Raw genomic sequence first — 14,803 nt, 5'->3', positions numbered from 1 at the left:
CGCTTAAGGGGCTCGCGGTGGCAGGGTGGGGTCGTGTGGCGCTGCCGGTTGAGGCGCAGGGTCGGATGCGGGCTTGCTCAGGCTTACGGGCGCAGGGCTCGCAGGCTCTGTTGGCGCTGCTGGCTCGGCGGGTGTTAACGGCTTCACAGCGTCCTGCAGCGGAGCCAGAATTTTCTTGGCTTCCTCTTCCATCGACAGGATATGTTCGTTGTGCAGCTGCCGACGAATTTCGTCTGCGCCGATTTCCCGTTCAACTTCCTGTTTGATCGCATTGAAGCTGCGTTTCAGGCGCCCGATCCACAGGCCCGCCGTGCGCGCGGCACCCGGCAGGCGCTCGGGGCCGAGCACCAGCAGGGCCACCAGGCCGACGAGCAGCAGTTCACTGAAGCTGATACCGAACATTAGTTTTGGCTCACACGTCTTTGCGGGTCGGCTCTTCGACTTTTTGCGCCTGCACGTCGATGGTGTGCGGCTCGTTCAGGGTCGAAGTGGTGTGTGGCTGCGGCGCGGCTGTTGGCTGCGCAGGCGGAACCACAGGCTCGGCGGGTTTCTCGTCGTCGTTCATGGCCTTGCGAAAGCCCTTGATCGATTCGCCGACATCCGTGCCCAGGTTTTTCAGTTTTTTGGTGCCGAACACGAGGACGACGACTACCAGAATGACGATCCAGTGTTTCCAGTCAAAAATGCCCATGATCTGTTCCTTTGCAAATAAGGGTTAGGCGGACGGCCGCGAGGCTTTTTCCACATGGCCGGAGGTGCCGATACGACGTTCCAGTTCATCCAGAACGGCCTGAGGATGCTGCCCCAGTTGGGCCAGCATGATCATGCTGTGGAACCACAGGTCGGCTGTTTCGTAGATCACATCGCTGCAATCACCGCTAATGGCGGCGTCTTTGGCGGCAATGATGGTTTCGATCGACTCTTCGCCGACCTTTTCCAGAATCTTGTTCAGGCCCTTGTGGTACAGGCTGGCCACATAGGAGCTGTCGGGTGTCGCGCCTTTGCGCGCTTCAAGCACTTGGGCTACGCGGCTCAGGGTGTCAGTCATGGGAGTGTCCTGCTTGATAAATGGCGTGCGGATCTTTAAGTACCGGGTCGACGGTCTTCCACTCGGCGTTTTCGTACACGCGGTAGAAGCAGCTCTGACGACCGGTATGGCAGGCGATATCACCGATTTGTTCGACCATCAGGATGATCACATCGGCGTCGCAGTCCAGGCGCATTTCATGCAGCTTTTGCACATGGCCGGACTCTTCGCCCTTGCGCCACAGCTTGCCACGGGAACGTGACCAGTAGATGGCACGGTTCTCGGCCGCGGTCAGGCTCAGCGCCTCGCGGTTCATCCAGGCCATCATCAGTACGCGCCCGGTTTTGTGGTCCTGGGCAATCGCCGGCACCAGGCCGTCGTTGTCCCATTTGATCTCGTCCAGCCAGTCTTTCATGTTCGACTCCGACAACCTGCCTCAGCCCTGTGGCTGAGGCCTGGTGAATTCACAGTTTGCCAGCCTGGCCCCGAGCTGGCTATCGGCGCACGATCAGATACAAGCCCACGGCCAGCATTATGCCGGCAGGCCAGTAACCGGCAGTGTGCAACGGCCCGAGGCTGGCCAGCAAGGCACCGGCAGCCAGATGCCCGGCCCCGATCAGGCGCAGGAACCAGCTGTCACGGGGTTCACGCACGATCAACTGCTTGTTGTGGGCGTGGGGCTGCGACATGCGCTCGAGCAAGTCGCGGGTCATGCCGGCCAGGTGCGGGATCTGTTCGACCTGGCTGTGCAGGTTGCGCAGCAGGGTCTTGGGGCTGACGCGCTCACGCATCCAGCGCTCCAGGAACGGCTGGGCCGTGCTCCACAGGTCCAGGTCGGGGTACAGCTGGCGGCCCAGGCCTTCGATATTGAGCAGGGTTTTTTGCAGCAGTACCAACTGCGGCTGGACTTCCATATTGAAGCGTCGAGCGGTCTGGAACAGGCGCATCAGCACCTGGCCAAAGGAAATTTCCTTCAATGGCTTTTCAAAGATCGGCTCGCACACGGTACGGATCGCCGCTTCAAACTCGTTGAGCTTGGTGTGCGCCGGTACCCAGCCAGAGTCAATGTGCAACTGCGCCACACGGCGGTAGTCGCGCTTGAAAAAGGCAAACAGGTTGCGCGCCAGATAGTCCTGGTCCTCGGGAGTCAGGCTGCCGACGATGCCGCAGTCGATGGCGATGTATTGCGGGGCCCACGGGTTCACGGTGCTGACAAAGATATTGCCGGGGTGCATGTCGGCGTGGAAGAAACTGTCGCGGAACACCTGGGTGAAGAAAATCTCCACGCCACGTTCGGCCAGCATCTTCATGTCGGTGCGCTGGTCGGCCAGGGCCTCAAGGTCGGTGACCTGGATCCCGTAGATACGCTCCATCACCAGCACTTTGGGGCGGCACCAGTCCCAGTAGACCTGAGGCACATACATCAGTGGCGAGCCTTCGAAGTTGCGGCGCAGCTGGCTGGCGTTGGCCGCCTCGCGCAACAGGTCGAGTTCGTCGTAAATGGTTTTTTCGTAGTCGCTGACCACATCCAACGGGTGCAGCAGGCGGGCGTCGGCGCTCAGGCGCTCGGCGGTACGGGCTAGGATAAAGAGCCAGGCCAGATCGGAGCCGATGATCGGCTTGAGGCCCGGGCGCACCACCTTGACCACCACTTCTTCGCCGGTCTTGAGCTTGGCCGAATGAACCTGGGCCACGGAGGCCGAGGCCAGCGGCTCGATGTCGAAACGGCTGAACACCTCGCTGATTTTGGCGCCGAGCTGTTCTTCGATCAGCTTGACCGCCAACTGCGGGTCAAACGGTGGCACGCGGTCTTGCAGCAGCATCAGCTCGTCGGCGATATCGGCGGGCAGCAGGTCGCGGCGGGTCGAGAGGATCTGCCCGAACTTGATAAAGATCGGCCCCAGGTCCTGCAAGGCCAGGCGCAGGGCCGCGCCACGGCTCAGCTCCAGCTTTTTGCGCGGGAACCAGCGCCACGGCAGGGCATAGCGCAGGGACAGCATCCACCACGGCAAGGGCAGGGCGAACAGCAGGTCATCGAGCCGGTAGCGAATGACGACGCGCTGGATGCGGAACAAACGGCGTATGGCAAGCAGCTTCATGCGTTATCGCTGGAATTGAGGGATCGGGCCAGGCGCTCGAAGCGCGCCTCAAGGCGATCCAGGTCGAGTTTGAGTTGGTCCAGCTCGTCAAAGCGCGCTTGCGCTTCACGTTCGCCGACCAGCGTGCGGGCTTCTTCGCTCAGGTATTCGGCCAGGTTCTGATTGAGGCTGGCGAACCCTTGCTGATACCAGTTGGCGCGGCTGCGGACATGGCCACCGATCAAGGCGCTAGCCACCGGCCCGATCCAGTTCGAGAGTTCGTACTCCCAATCCAGCTCCAGGTCTTGCAGCACCGCTGCCAGTTCCATGAGCACCGCGCTGTCGCCTTCGAGTTCGACTTCAGGGCTGTGCAGGATGGCGCTCTTGTCCTTGCTCAGGGCAAGGCGCAACAGGCTGCTGGCGGGGGCACGCAGAGTGCAGTCAGGCTCGGCCGCCCACTGGCTGGCCAGCATCAGGCCTTCATCGCTGGGCAGAATGAACAGCTGCAGCGAGGGGCTCGCGCAATCGACGGCAATCAATTTGCCGGTCAAGGGGCGCAAGCGCGCCAGGGCCGTGCTGTCGAGCCGCAATACGCGGTTGACGCCGTGTTCGACGCTGGCGAGAAGGCCGCGCAGCAACATCAGGGCTTGATGCCGCGGTGCAGGGCGACGATACCGGAAGTCATGTTGTGGTACGTCACGCGGTCAAAACCGGCCTCGACCATCATCGACTTCAAGGTTTCCTGGTCAGGGTGCATGCGGATCGATTCGGCCAGGTAGCGATAGCTGTCCGGGTCGTTAAGGATCAGCTTGCCCACCATCGGCATGAAGGCGAACGAGTAAGTGTCGTAGACCTTGGACATCAGCGCGTTGGTCGGCTTGGAGAACTCCAGCACCAACAGGCGGCCACCGGGCTTGAGCACGCGCAGCATGGAGCGCAGGGCGTCTTCCTTGTGGGTCACGTTGCGCAGGCCAAAGGCGATGGTCACGCAATCGAAGTAGTTGTCCGGGAACGGCAGCTTTTCAGCGTCGGCCTGAACGAACTCGATATTGCCGGCCACGCCCTTGTCGAGCAGGCGGTCACGGCCAACCTTGAGCATGGAGGCGTTGATATCGGCCAGCACGACCTGGCCGGTAGGGCCTACCAGGTGGGAAAACTTGCGAGCCAGGTCGCCCGTGCCGCCAGCGATGTCCAGCACCTTGTTGCCAGGGCGAACACCGGACAACTCGATGGTAAAACGCTTCCACAGACGGTGCATGCCGCCCGACAGAACGTCGTTCATCAGGTCATATTTGCCGGCTACAGAGTGGAAAACCTCGGCGACTTTCTCGGCCTTCTGGCTTTCCGGTACGTTTTTGAAACCGAAGTGAGTGGTGGGTTCGGCATCGCTGCCTTTGCGCTGATCAGTCATATCGCTGTCACCAAAAGAGAATGCTGGCCATTCTAATCCCGGTGGCCGGCTTTGTCTTGGCGAGGGTGAATGTATAGTGGCGGCTTTATTTATCAGGAGCGACGCCATGGCGCGTATCAGCGTTGAACGTACCCATAAACTGGGCCTTGAGGCCGCGCGTGAAAAAGCCCGGCCTCTGGTCGAGAAACTGGCCGGCCAGTACGGCCTGACCCCGACCTGGGAGGGCGACACGGTAAAACTCAAGCGCTCCGGGGTGAATGGCACCCTGCAAATCAGCGAGAACAACGTCAAGGTCGATGTTGAACTGGGCCTGCTGATGTCGGCGATGAGCGGCATGATCCAGTCGGAAATCGAACGTTCGCTGGATAAGGCGCTGTCGTAGTCGCCCTGCCGGTCTATTAGCGGCCGCGCCCTTGATACAAGGCGGTTTAACGTCTAAACCTGATGCAGGTGAGCACCTTTGTTCATCTTGATGATTCGACGATCCTGCTCACCGGCGTCGCGACATGACATTGAGGGGAACACGATGGCTGCGAAGAAACCGACTGCTAAAGACAGCAACACCTGGGTAGGCAAGGTTGAAGAGTACTCACGCAAAATCTGGCTCGCAGGTTTGGGTGTGTACTCGAAGATTGATACTGACGGCAGCAAGCTGTTCGATACGCTGGTCAAGGACGGTGAAAAGGCGGAAAAGCTGGCCAAGGAGGCCGGGCATAAAGTGGCCGAGGGGGTTAAATCATCGACCTCGTCCGCCCGTTCCCGGGTTGAAGATGTGAAGGATCTGGCCCTGGAAAAGTGGGGCGAGCTCGAAGAGGCTTTCGACAAGCGCCTAAACAGCGCTATTACCCGTTTGGGTGTACCCAGCCGTGAAGAGGTCAAGGCGCTGCATGCCAAGGTCGAGACCCTGACCAAGCATATCGAGAAGCTGACAGCGGCGGCTGCCAAGGTTGCGGCCAGCAAGGCGCCTGTTGCGAGCAAGGCGGCACCTGCCAAGGCTGCGGCAAAACCTGCGGTTGCCAAGCCGGCAGTTAAAGCGGCTACCAAGCCCGTCGCCAAGCCTGCGGTGAAAGCAGCGGCTAAACCGGCTGCCAAAGCGCCTGCAGCGAGCAAGCCCGCACCGGCCGCCAAAAAACCTGCGGCGAAGAAGTCAGCCGCCGCGCCTAAGGCTCCAGTGGTCGAGGCAACTGCGCCCGCACCTACTGCATCCGTTTAATCGCAGGTACGCATGCCTCTGTAGCAGCTGCCGCAGGAACGAGGCTGCGTTCGGCTGCGAAGCAGTCGTAAAGCCAAGATGTCCCGGTGCTTCCGATACACCGCGATGACTGGATTTGCGAGCGCTTCGCACTCGGACGCAGCCTCGTTCCTGCGGCAGCTGCTACAGGGATGTATGAATCTGGCTCAAAGCATCAATTTGACCACTGAAACCGAAGGGTCGCGGGACTTGCCGGCCTTTTTCAGTTCCTGCAGGTAATCCGCCCAGAGTTCTTCCTGGCGTACGCCCAGCTGGTAAAGGTAGTCCCAGGTAAACAGCCCGCTGTCGTGACCGTCATCAAAGGTCAGTTTCAGCGCGTATTGCCCTGCGGGCTCGATCTTGCTCAAGCCGACATTAATCTTGCCAAATTGCAGGATCGGATTGCCGTGGCCCTGGACCTCGGCAGAGGGGGAGTGCACGCGCAAAAACTCGGCCGGCAGGTGGTGCTCTTCGCCGGAGGGGTATTTGAGGGTGAGGGTTTTTGAGGCTTTATGCAGGTTGATGGCGCTGGGAATCATGGTCATGACCTTTGGTCATTGCACAAGCGCTGTAGCCGCGGGGAGCGGCTACAGGTGCAAAGGGCTTACAAGATGTAGCGCGAGAGGTCTTCGTTCTCGGCCAGCTCGCCCAGGTGGCTGTTGACGTATTCGGCGTCGATGCGAATCGGCTCTTCATTCTGCGCGCTGGCGATATCACCGGCACTGAAGGACACCTCTTCCAGCAAACGCTCAAGCAGCGTGTGCAGGCGACGGGCACCGATGTTCTCGGTTTTTTCGTTCACTTGCCAGGCGATTTCCGCCAGGCGCTTGATGCCTTCAGGCATGAACTCGATGTTCAGGCCTTCGGTTTTCAGCAGCTCGCGGTATTGCTCGGTCAACGAAGCGTGCGGCTCGCTGAGGATGCGTTCGAAATCCTGTGGCGACAGTGCCTTGAGCTCGACGCGGATCGGCAGACGGCCTTGCAGCTCAGGCACCAGATCGCTCGGCTTGCTCAGGTGGAATGCACCAGACGCAATAAACAGGATGTGGTCGGTCTTGACCATGCCCAGCTTGGTATTGACGGTGCAACCTTCGATCAGCGGCAGCAGGTCGCGCTGCACGCCTTCACGGGACACATCGGCACCGCCGACATTGCCGCGCTTGGCCACCTTGTCGATTTCGTCGATAAACACGATGCCGTGCTGCTCGACGGCTTCCAGGGCCTTGGCCTTGAGTTCTTCGTCGTTGACCAGACGGCCGGCTTCTTCGTCACGCACCATTTTCAGGGCTTCTTTGACTTTCAGCTTGCGGCTCTTGCGCTTGCCTTTGCCCATGTTGGCAAACAGGCTTTGCAGCTGGTTGGTCATTTCTTCCATGCCGGGCGGCGCGGAGATGTCGACGCCCACGGCATCGGCCACTTCGATTTCAATTTCCTTGTCGTCCAGCTGGCCTTCGCGCAGACGCTTGCGGAACAGCTGGCGAGTGTTGGAGTCCTGCGGTACGGCCGCTTCTTCGCCGAACGTGCGGGCAGGTGGCAGCAGGGCGTCGAGGATGCGCTCTTCAGCGGCGTCTTCGGCGCGGTGGCGAACCTTGACGATTTCCTGCTCACGCAACAGCTTGATGGCAGCGTCAGCCAGATCACGGATGATCGATTCAACGTCGCGGCCTACATAGCCAACTTCGGTGAACTTGGTCGCTTCAACCTTGATGAACGGCGCGTTGGCCAGCTTGGCCAGGCGACGGGCGATTTCGGTTTTACCGACACCGGTCGGGCCGATCATCAGGATGTTTTTTGGCGTGACTTCAACGCGCAGTTCTTCCGGCAGTTGCATCCGGCGCCAGCGGTTACGCAGCGCGATGGCAACGGCGCGCTTGGCGTCGTCCTGGCCGATGATGTGGCGATTGAGTTCGTGGACAATTTCGCGGGGAGTCATGGACATGATAATTGGCGTTCCTCTAGCTAAAGTAAGGTTCACATACGGGCTGGCAGGCCAGCCCGGCAGACGTCTTATTCAGCGAGGTCCTGCTCCTCAATAGTGATGTTGTGGTTGGTGAACACGCAGATGTCGCCAGCGATACCCAGGGCGGTTTCGGCGATTTCGCGGGCCGACAGTTCGGTTTTCATCAGCAGGGCGCGGGCCGCTGCCTGGGCGAATGCACCGCCCGAACCCATTGCGATCAAGCCGTCTTCTGGCTCAACCACGTCACCGTTACCGGTGATGATCAAGGATGCGTCCTTGTTGGCTACGGCCAGCATGGCCTCCAGGCGGCTCAGCGAGCGGTCGGTACGCCATTCTTTGGCCAACTCGACAGCGGCGCGAACCAGATGGCCCTGGTGCTTTTCAAGCTGGCCTTCAAAACGTTCGAACAGGGTGAATGCATCAGCGGTGGCACCGGCGAAACCGGCGATGACCTGGCCGTGGTAGAGGCGACGGACTTTTTTCGCGTTGCCTTTCATTACGGTATTGCCCAGGGAAACCTGGCCGTCGCCAGCCATGACGACTTTGCCGTGGCGGCGTACTGAAACGATGGTGGTCAAGGGAGAGTCTCCACGCAGCGGGGCGAAAATGCCTGATGGGAATACATATGGGGGTTGTCGCGGATTTTTCAACAGCGGGGAGGGAATGGGGATGAACGGGGAGGCAGGATTTGGCGAGGGTGTTGTGGGAGCGGGCTTGCCCGCGATGCCGGCGCCCCGCAGTGTCAGGCTGATCGCGGTGATGCCATCGCGAGCAAGCCTGCTCCCACAGGGGGGTAGTGGAACCCCGTGGGAGCGGCTGGTATCAGCGGCGCTGTTGCAATAACAAGTTGTTGAAGCCGCCGCCCGCCAATTGCTTTTGGGCCACGGTCAACTGGTCGCGATTGCTGAACGGGCCGACCAGCACCCGGTACCAGGTTTCGTCCTTCACTGTGCCAGCTTCAACCGTAGCGGTCTGGCCCAGCAGGATGATTTGTGCCCGTACTTTTTCCGCATCCGCCTGTTTGCGGAACGAGCCCGCCTGCAGGAAGAACTTGGTCACCGGCGCTGCTTTGACAACCGGCGGCGCAGGTGGAGGGGTCAGGCCGTTCAACGCGGCCTGGGCACGCACGGTATCGATTTTCGCTGCTTCGGCCGGCGTTACCGGTGTTAGCGGCGCAGTTTGCGGTGTAGGCGGGGTCTTCTCAGGCACGGCTTCCGGCGGCACGATCACTTCAGACTCGGGCAACAAGGTATAGAAGTCGTACTTGGGCTTGGCCGGCTGGGTCGGGCTGGGCGCGGTCTTGTTGGCTTCGGCCACTTTCGTGGCTTTCTGCTGCTCCTGCTTGACCCGTTTGACGTCATCGCCCTGGCCGGGTTCGAGCTTCATCAGAAACACGATAAAGGCGCCCACGGTCAGGCCGATGGCCATCCATAGCCAGCCCGGGATCGGCTTTTTGGCGGGCGCCTGATACCGGCTGGCGCCGCGCTTGGGGGCTGGTTTTTTCTTGGCGGCCAACTTACATGCGCTCCAGGGTTTCCAGGCCCAGCAGTTCCAGGCCTTGCTTGAGGGTACGGCCTGCCAGTGCCGCCAGACGCAAGCGGCTTTGTTTCTGTGCTTCGTCCTCGGCGCTGAGGATCGGGCAGTTCTCGTAGAAGCTGGAGAACAGGCCGGCCACTTCGTACAGGTAGGTGCAGAGGGTGTGCGGCGTGCCTTTTTCGGCCACGTTGTTCAGCACTTCGCTGAACTGCGCCAGTTTGGCGGCCAGTTCCTGCTCTTGCGGGGCTTCAAGCACGATCTGGCCCTGAACTTCTTCAAAACCCTTGCCCAGTTTGCGGAACACGCCTGCAACGCGGGTGTAGGCGTACAGCAGGTAAGGCGCGGTATTGCCTTCGAAGTTGAGCATCAGGTCGAAGTTGAAGCTGTAGTCGCTGGTACGGTGCTTGGACAGGTCGGCGTATTTCACCGCGCCAATCCCGACAACTTTGGCAATGGCACGCAGCTCGTCTTCAGGCAGTTCCGGGTTTTTCTCTTTAACCAGCGTGTAGGCACGCTCTTTGGCTTCGTTGAGCAGGTCGATCAGTTTGACCGTACCGCCATCACGGGTCTTGAATGGACGGCCATCGGCGCCGTTCATGGTGCCGAAGCCCATGTGTTCCATTTCCATCGGATGGGTGATGAAGCCGGCCTTGCGAGCAACTGCGAATACTTGCTGGAAGTGCAGAGCCTGACGCTGGTCGACAAAGTACAGGGCGCGATCGGCTTTCAATACACCGCTGCGATAGCGGATGGCCGCCAGGTCAGTGGTGGCGTACAGATAGCCGCCGTCAGCCTTGACGATAATGACCGGCAGCGGCTCGCCTTCGGCGTTCTTGAATTCGTCGAGGAACACGCACTGGGCGCCGTTGCTCTCGACCAGCATACCTTTGGCCTTGAGATCGTTGACCACGTTGATCAGGTCGTCGTTGTAGGCGCTTTCGCCCATTACGTCGGCCATAGTCAGTTTTACGTTTAACTGCTCGTAGATTTTCTGGCAGTGCGACAGCGAGATGTCCTTGAACTTGGTCCACAGCGCCAGGCAGTCCGGGTCGCCAGCTTGCAGCTTGACCACCAGGCTACGGGCGCGATCGGCAAATTCAGGTGACTCGTCAAAACGTTTCTTGGCCGCGCGGTAGAAGTTTTCGAGGTCACTCAGCTCGTCGCTGGTGATCGGGTTCTCTTCCAGGTAGGCCATCAGCATGCCGAACTGGGTGCCCCAGTCGCCAACGTGGTTTTGGCGGATCACTTCGTCGCCCAAAAATTCCAGGACGCGAGCCACGCCGTCGCCAATGATGGTGGAGCGCAGGTGGCCCACATGCATCTCTTTGGCCAGGTTGGGCGCGGACATGTCGATCACGGTACGCATGGCCGGGGTGGCCTTGCGCACGCCGATTTTCGGGTCGGCCAGTGCGGTATCAAGACGCGAGGCCAGGGCCTGGGTGTTCTGGAAAAAGTTCAGGAAGCCCGGGCCGGCGATTTCGGTCTTGCTGATCTGCTCATCGGCCGGCAGGGCGGCGATGATTTTTTCAGCCAGGTCACGGGGCTTCATGCCGGCAGGCTTGGCCAGCATCATGGCGATGTTGCTGGCGAAGTCGCCGTGGGTCTTGTCACGGGCGTTTTCCACCTGAATCGCTGGCGTCAGGCCTTCAGGCAACACACCTTCTGTGACGAGTTGAGCTAGGGCTTGTTGAATAAGCTGGCGAATGGTGTCTTTCATGGTCTTCTCTTTCGACCGCAAGCGCGGTAGCGCTTCAGTGCGCAGGTGGAAAAACTGGGTATTATCCGTTGCCGGGTCGGCCTTGCCAACCTTAGCAGGCGGGTTATGGATCTGCGGTGTTCGGTTATTACTTCAAAACGCTGGGAGCGGGCTTGCTTGCGATGGCATCGCTGCGGTTTTCCAGTTGCTTCGCGTCGTCTGTATCGCGAGCAAGCCCGCTCCCACGGGTGTCATGAGGTGACTCAATAAAGGTCAACCGGGTCCACGTCCAGCGACCAGCGCACCTGGCGACCGCTGGGCATTTGCTCAAGGGCCAGCAGCCATTGGCTGAGCAAGCGGTGCAGCGGTGCGCGGGCGTTGGCTTGTAATAGTAGTTGAGCACGATAGCGTCCGGCCCTGCGCTCCATTGGCGCAGGCACGGGGCCGAGCAGCTCGATGCCGCCCAGGCTCAGCTCGCCCAGCAGGCGTTCGGCCTCGCTGCAGGCTTCATCCAGAAAACCCTCGGCTTGCCCGGGTTTGTGGGCTTCGGCACGCAGCAGCGCCAGGTGGGCGAAAGGCGGCAGCCCCGCTGCCCGGCGCTCGCTCAGGGCTTGTTCGGCGAAGGCAAAGTAACCCTGCTCGGTCAGTTGGATCAGCAGCGGGTGGTCGGCCAGATGGGTCTGGATAATTACCTTGCCCGGCTCTTCGGCACGCCCGGCACGGCCCGCGACCTGCACGATCAACTGGGCCATGCGCTCGCTGGCGCGAAAGTCGCCGGAGAACAGGCCGCCATCGGCATCCAGAATCGACACCAGCGTCACCCGGGGGAAGTGATGGCCCTTGGCGAGCATTTGCGTGCCGATAAGAATGCACGGCTGGCCTTTTTGAATTGTGGCAAACAGCTGGTTCATCGCGTCCTTGCGCGAGGTACTGTCGCGGTCGACCCGCAGCACCGGGTAGTCGGGGAAGAGAATCCCCAACCGCTCTTCGGCGCGCTCAGTCCCGGCACCTACTGGCCGCAGGTCGACTTTGCCGCACTGCGGGCAGTTGCGCGGTACGCGCTCGACATAGCCGCAGTGATGGCAGCGCAGTTCGCCGGAGCGCTGATGAACGGTCATGCGTGCATCGCAGCGCTGGCATTCCGACATCCAGCCGCAGTCATGGCACAGCAGGGTGGGCGCGAAGCCCCGACGGTTGAGGAACACCAGTACTTGCTGGCCTGCTGCGAGGGTCTGGCCGATGGCTTGCTGCATCGGCCCGGAAATCCCGCTGTCCAGTGGCCGGCTTTTTACATCCAGGCGCAGGAAACGTGGCTGTTTGGCTCCGCCCGCGCGCTCATTCAGGCGCAGCAAACCGTAGCGACCGGTGTAGGCGTTATGCAGGCTTTCCAGTGATGGCGTCGCGGAGCCGAGCACAATGGGGATGTTTTCCTGTCGGGCGCGCACCAGCGCCAGGTCGCGAGCGTGGTAGCGCAAACCTTCCTGCTGTTTATAGGAACCGTCGTGTTCTTCGTCGATGATGATCAGGCCCGGGTTTTTCATCGGGGTGAACAACGCCGAGCGGGTACCAATAATAATGTCGGCTTCGCCATCCCGTGCCGCCAGCCAGCTTTCCAGGCGCTCGCGATCGTTGACCGCCGAATGCACCAGGGCGATACGGGCATTGAAGCGCTGTTCGAAGCGGGCCAGGGTTTGCGGGCCAAGGTTGATCTCGGGGATCAGCACCAGCGCCTGCTTGCCGGCCTGCAAGGTTTCGCGGATCAACTGCAAATACACTTCGGTCTTGCCGCTGCCGGTGACCCCGGCCAGCAGGAAGGCATGGAAGTGGTCGAAGCCTGCGCGAATGGCTTCATAGGCTGCCTGCTGCTCGCTGTTGAGCGGCAGTTCGGGCTGGGCCAGCCAGTGTTCGTGGCGCTCGCTGGGCGCATGGCGGCGAATCTCGACCGTGACCAGCTCTTTGGCCAGCAGCAGGTCGAGGCTGTCCTTGCTCAGCATCAACTTGCTTAACAGTTGATGCGCCACGCCGTGGGGGTGCTGGGCCAGGGTGGCCAGGGCTTCACGCTGGCGCGGGGCGCGGGCCACGCGGGGGTCGTCCAGGCGGGCGCCGGGGGCAATCTGCCAGAACCGTTCCTGGCGGGTTTCGGCCAGTTCGCCCTGGCGCAGCAACACCGGCAGTGCCCAGCTCAAGGTATCGCCCAGGCTGTGCTGGTAATACTGCGAGGTCCACAGGCACAGCTTGAACAAGGACGCGGGCAGCGGAGGCACGGCGTCGAGCAGGGCAATAGCAGGTTTGAGCTTGTCAGCCGGCACTTCGCTGTGATCGACCACCTCGACCAGAATGCCGATCATCTCCCTTCGCCCGAACGGCACCCGCAGGCGCATGCCGGGCTGTAATTGACTGCGCAGCACGCCGGCAGGCGCCCGGTAATCAAACAGGCGGCGCAGGGGGGAAGGCAGGGCAAGGCGCAAAATGGCGTCGGGCACGCGGGGCTCTCAAGTGATGAACGGCAAAGATGGCCCGGAGCCTAGCAGACAAAGCCCTTAGGGACTAAAAGGTCGGGCGCTGAAAGATGAATGATTTGAGGTGGAGCATGCTTGGCCGCTTGCGTCAATGCAAAGGTCTGGTATTATCGGCGCCCTAATTTTACGTGCGGTATTCAACAATGGTGTTGAGTGGCGGCACGCTAGAGGAATACCCCATGAAAGCCGATATCCATCCAGCGTACGAAACAATCCTGGTAACTTGCAGCTGCGGCAACAAGTTCGAAACTCGTTCGAACCTGTGCAAGCCACTGGGCACCGACGTATGCAACGAGTGCCACCCGTTCTACACCGGTAAGCAGAAAACTCTGGACGTTGGCGGTCGTGTTGATCGCTTCAAAACTCGTTTCGGTGCTTTCGGCGCTACGAAAAAAGCCGCCGAGTAAGGCGCATGACCTTGGGCAGGCTTTTGGGTCTGGCCAGGTTATTGAAAAAGGCGTCCCTTGCGGGCGCCTTTTTTGTGCCTGCGATTTGGCTGGGCAGTGCTTGGGCCGCGCCGCTGTGCCCGGCACCGGGCGCAGTGACCTACGCCACGGTGGAGCGGGTGACCGATGGCGACACCCTGCGCCTTAAAGATGGCCGCAGCGTGCGCATGATCGGCCTCAATGCCCCGGAAATCGGTAAGCAGGGCCAGTCTGCCGAACCCTTTGCCGACGCGGCGCGCAAGCGCCTGCAAACGCTGGTGGCGCAGAGCAATGGTCGTGTCGGGTTGCTGGCGGGCAAACAGTCCAGGGACCGTTATGGCCGCACGCTGGCCCATGTGTTTGGTGCCGATGGCAGCAACCTTGAGGCCCGCTTGCTGGCTGAAGGCCTGGGGTATCAGGTGGCAATCGCGCCGAATGTGGCGCTGCTTGGCTGTCAGCAGGCTGCTGAGCGCAGTGCGCGCAAGGCTCGCCTGGGGCTTTGGCGACAGTCGCCGGTGCTGGCGCCACAACAGATACGCCGCTCGGGTTTTGCCCTGGTGGGGGATAAGGTCAGTCAGGTCCGGCGCAATCAGGGCGGGCTTTGGATCGATCTGCAGGGCGGCCTGGTTCTGCATATTGGTCCCAGGCAACTGGCCAGCTTCAACCAAAAGCAACTTGCCAGTCTGCAAGGCGCCAAAATCGAGGCCAGAGGCTGGGTGCTGGACCGTTCCCGGCGCGCAGGCGCGAAGGCAGGGCAGGCGCGCTGGATGTTGCCTTTGACTCATCCGGGGATGCTGAAAGTCATTGCGCGCTAAAAATTGTAGACAATTTTAAATGTAGATTGTGGACACTCTAGCCCTTGTGGGGCGCGGCTCTTGGGCCAAAGTCGTAAGGTAAAGGCCTTGACACTGCTGACTGGT

General features: G+C 60.8%; 17 protein-coding genes. 4 read left to right on the top strand and 13 right to left on the bottom strand.

The annotated features are described in order from the left end of the window. Positions 1-3: 3 nt before the first annotated feature. From tatB to ubiE, 7 genes are all read right to left on the bottom strand, one after another. Positions 4-402, bottom strand: a complete 399-nt coding sequence (gene tatB / locus BFC21_RS16790) for a Sec-independent protein translocase protein TatB (RefSeq protein WP_016783166.1) — start codon at positions 400-402, stop codon at positions 4-6. 10 nt (positions 403-412) lie between these two features. Next, complete coding sequence (locus tag BFC21_RS16785; RefSeq protein ID WP_019825245.1) at positions 413-691, bottom strand: twin-arginine translocase TatA/TatE family subunit; 279 nt, start codon at positions 689-691, stop codon at positions 413-415. 24 nt (positions 692-715) lie between these two features. Continuing rightward, positions 716-1,048 (bottom strand): phosphoribosyl-ATP diphosphatase, encoded by a 333-nt coding sequence (locus BFC21_RS16780; RefSeq protein WP_016783168.1) that lies wholly within the window; start codon positions 1,046-1,048, stop codon positions 716-718. Next, positions 1,041-1,442, bottom strand: coding sequence for a phosphoribosyl-AMP cyclohydrolase (hisI, locus tag BFC21_RS16775; protein ID WP_016783169.1), 402 nt, complete (start codon positions 1,440-1,442; stop codon positions 1,041-1,043). Before hisI ends, BFC21_RS16780 begins: the two co-directional genes overlap by 8 nt. Positions 1,443-1,521: 79 nt before the next feature. After that, complete coding sequence (ubiB, locus tag BFC21_RS16770) at positions 1,522-3,126, bottom strand: ubiquinone biosynthesis regulatory protein kinase UbiB (RefSeq protein ID WP_120266385.1); 1,605 nt, start codon at positions 3,124-3,126, stop codon at positions 1,522-1,524. Beyond that, positions 3,123-3,746, bottom strand: coding sequence for an SCP2 domain-containing protein (locus BFC21_RS16765; RefSeq protein ID WP_016783171.1), 624 nt, complete (start codon positions 3,744-3,746; stop codon positions 3,123-3,125). The genes ubiB and BFC21_RS16765 overlap by 4 nt, the downstream gene beginning before the upstream one ends. Then, positions 3,746-4,516: a bifunctional demethylmenaquinone methyltransferase/2-methoxy-6-polyprenyl-1,4-benzoquinol methylase UbiE gene (gene ubiE, locus BFC21_RS16760; RefSeq protein WP_016783172.1), complete on the bottom strand. Its 771-nt coding sequence runs from the start codon at positions 4,514-4,516 to the stop codon at positions 3,746-3,748. The genes BFC21_RS16765 and ubiE overlap by 1 nt, the downstream gene beginning before the upstream one ends. Positions 4,517-4,622: 106 nt before the next feature. On the opposite strand from ubiE, the gene BFC21_RS16755 reads away from it, so the two are divergent. Both BFC21_RS16755 and BFC21_RS16750 read left to right on the top strand, forming a co-directional pair. Next, positions 4,623-4,898, top strand: coding sequence for a polyhydroxyalkanoic acid system family protein (locus tag BFC21_RS16755; protein WP_088378430.1), 276 nt, complete (start codon positions 4,623-4,625; stop codon positions 4,896-4,898). Between the two features lie 144 nt (positions 4,899-5,042). Further along, positions 5,043-5,729 carry a phasin family protein gene (locus tag BFC21_RS16750; RefSeq protein WP_120266384.1) on the top strand — a complete coding sequence of 229 codons (687 nt, stop codon included), beginning with the start codon at positions 5,043-5,045 and terminating at the stop codon, positions 5,727-5,729. Between the two features lie 185 nt (positions 5,730-5,914). On the opposite strand, the gene BFC21_RS16745 is transcribed toward BFC21_RS16750, so the two are convergent. The 6 genes from BFC21_RS16745 to BFC21_RS16710 all read right to left on the bottom strand — a co-directional run bounded on the left by BFC21_RS16745 (position 5,915) and on the right by BFC21_RS16710 (position 13,422). Then, a complete protein-coding gene (locus tag BFC21_RS16745; protein WP_169845140.1) occupies positions 5,915-6,286 on the bottom strand; it encodes a gamma-butyrobetaine hydroxylase-like domain-containing protein in 372 nt (123 codons plus the stop codon). 65 nt (positions 6,287-6,351) lie between these two features. Continuing rightward, complete coding sequence (gene hslU / locus BFC21_RS16740; protein WP_083369675.1) at positions 6,352-7,686, bottom strand: ATP-dependent protease ATPase subunit HslU; 1,335 nt, start codon at positions 7,684-7,686, stop codon at positions 6,352-6,354. 68 nt (positions 7,687-7,754) lie between these two features. Next, a complete protein-coding gene (hslV, locus tag BFC21_RS16735; protein WP_016783176.1) occupies positions 7,755-8,285 on the bottom strand; it encodes an ATP-dependent protease subunit HslV in 531 nt (176 codons plus the stop codon). Positions 8,286-8,529: 244 nt separating this feature from the next. After that, on the bottom strand, positions 8,530-9,222 hold the full coding sequence (locus BFC21_RS16725) for an SPOR domain-containing protein (protein WP_016783177.1): 693 nt from the start codon (positions 9,220-9,222) through the stop codon (positions 8,530-8,532). A 1-nt stretch (position 9,223) separates the two neighbouring features. Continuing rightward, positions 9,224-10,960 carry an arginine--tRNA ligase gene (gene argS, locus BFC21_RS16720; protein ID WP_088378429.1) on the bottom strand — a complete coding sequence of 579 codons (1,737 nt, stop codon included), beginning with the start codon at positions 10,958-10,960 and terminating at the stop codon, positions 9,224-9,226. 242 nt (positions 10,961-11,202) lie between these two features. Next, on the bottom strand, positions 11,203-13,422 hold the full coding sequence (locus tag BFC21_RS16710) for a primosomal protein N' (protein WP_120266382.1): 2,220 nt from the start codon (positions 13,420-13,422) through the stop codon (positions 11,203-11,205). Positions 13,423-13,637: 215 nt separating this feature from the next. Here BFC21_RS16710 and rpmE point away from each other — a divergent pair, with 215 nt between their 5' ends. Both rpmE and BFC21_RS16700 read left to right on the top strand, forming a co-directional pair. Then, positions 13,638-13,865, top strand: coding sequence for a 50S ribosomal protein L31 (gene rpmE, locus BFC21_RS16705; RefSeq protein ID WP_016783180.1), 228 nt, complete (start codon positions 13,638-13,640; stop codon positions 13,863-13,865). Between the two features lie 5 nt (positions 13,866-13,870). Then, positions 13,871-14,698, top strand: a complete 828-nt coding sequence (locus BFC21_RS16700; protein ID WP_088378426.1) for a thermonuclease family protein — start codon at positions 13,871-13,873, stop codon at positions 14,696-14,698. Positions 14,699-14,803 lie beyond the last annotated feature (105 nt).

This window comes from Pseudomonas sp. TMW 2.1634 (assembly GCF_001703595.1).
Lineage (GTDB): Bacteria > Pseudomonadota > Gammaproteobacteria > Pseudomonadales > Pseudomonadaceae > Aquipseudomonas > Aquipseudomonas fragi.
Note: the sequence above shows the minus strand (reverse complement) of the source record. Positions and strands in the feature narration are given on the sequence as shown.